Below are 1,379 nucleotides of genomic sequence, written 5' to 3'. Positions count from 1 at the left end.
CCGACCGGCTACTCGTTCAACCTCGACGGTTTCTCGATCTACCTGACCCTGGCCATCGTGTTCATCGCCAACGCCACCGGCACCCCGCTGGCCATGACCGACCTGCTGACCATCCTGCTGGTATCGCTGATCACCTCCAAAGGCGCCCACGGCATCCCCGGCTCTGCGCTGGTGATCCTGGCAGCAACGCTGACCGCAGTGCCGGCGATCCCGGTGGTTGGCCTGGTACTGGTGCTGGCAGTGGACTGGTTCATGGGCATCGGCCGCGCGCTGACCAACCTGATCGGCAACTGCGTCGCCACCGTGGCCATCGCACGCTGGGAGAAGGACATCGACCTGGAACGCGCCAACAACGTGCTCAACGGCAAGCAGGGTTTCAGCTTTCAGGCGCGTAAACTGCCCACCCCCGCCCACCAACAGGAATTCTAGGTAACAACGTATGCATGTCTTCTCAGGGAGCGAACAGTGATTACCTCATCGACGGTAGTGAATGCGGTAGTGGAAAAACTGCGTCAAGCGCTGGCCCGTGGCCAATGGCGCTCGGGCGAGATGCTCCCGGGGCAGCGCGAGCTGGCCGAACAGCTGGGCATCAGCCGACCGAGCCTGCGCGAAGCGGTCACGGTGCTGGAAACCCTTGGCCTGGTGCGCTCCATGCCTGGCAAGGGCGTGCTGGTGCTTGAACCTGGCACCCAGGAGCTGGTGCATGCACCGGCTGCGGTGGCCGGAGCCAGCCTGGAGGACGTGCTGCAACTGCGCTACACCCTGGAGCCGTTCATTGTCGGGCTGGTGGCGCAGTCGATCAGCAGCAAGGAGATCGGCCAACTGCGCCTGACCCTGATGGACATGCGCGAGGCGCTTGACGCCAGCGACAGCGAAGCCGGTGTACGGGCGTACATCGCCTTTCACGAAGAGCTGTTCGCGCTGACTGCCAACCCGATCTTCCAGAGCGTGGTGCAACAGACCAGCAATGCCCTCAAGCAGAGTGCGCAGGTGCTGCGCAACTCGCCCGAACACCTGGCCGCACGCCTCGAAGAAAACGAGGCGGTGGTACGCGCCATCCGCAACAAGGACAGCGCCCAGGCCAGCGCACAGATGCGCCGGCATATCCTGCAGGAAGGCCTGCGCATGGGCATCGAATTGACCATCCCGGATGAACATCCGGGCAACTGACCCAGGAGAGCGACCATGAACGCCTGCCCTGCGAGCCCCATCGGCACCGCCCTGCCCGCACTGCTGGCCGCTGGCGAGCAGCGCCTGAGCGCTGAAAAGGCAGCCGCGCCACCACAGACCCGCTTGAGCCAGATGTTCCGTGACAAGCAGATCTGGTTGGCAATCGCGGTGTACTTCGTGCACCAGATCACCATCTACACCGTGATCTT

At 63.7% G+C, this 1,379-nt stretch carries 2 protein-coding genes and 1 pseudogene; all 3 read left to right on the top strand.

What is annotated here, in order from left to right:
- Nucleotides 1-429 (top strand): cation:dicarboxylate symporter family transporter (locus G3436_RS26495; protein ID WP_163951304.1); only part of this gene is annotated, 429 nt, incomplete at its 5' end.
- Between the two features lie 36 nt (nucleotides 430-465).
- On the top strand, nucleotides 466-1,170 hold the full coding sequence (locus G3436_RS26490) for an FCD domain-containing protein (RefSeq protein ID WP_163951301.1): 705 nt from the start codon (nucleotides 466-468) through the stop codon (nucleotides 1,168-1,170).
- Between the two features lie 75 nt (nucleotides 1,171-1,245).
- Nucleotides 1,246-1,379: pseudogene (locus G3436_RS26485) on the top strand (MFS transporter); the annotation flags it as partial.

This window comes from Pseudomonas brassicae (genome assembly GCF_010671725.1).
In the GTDB taxonomy this organism is placed as follows: Bacteria; Pseudomonadota; Gammaproteobacteria; order Pseudomonadales; family Pseudomonadaceae; genus Aquipseudomonas; species Aquipseudomonas brassicae.
The sequence above is the reverse complement of the archived record's forward strand: the minus strand, read 5'-3'. Positions and strand labels throughout refer to the sequence as shown.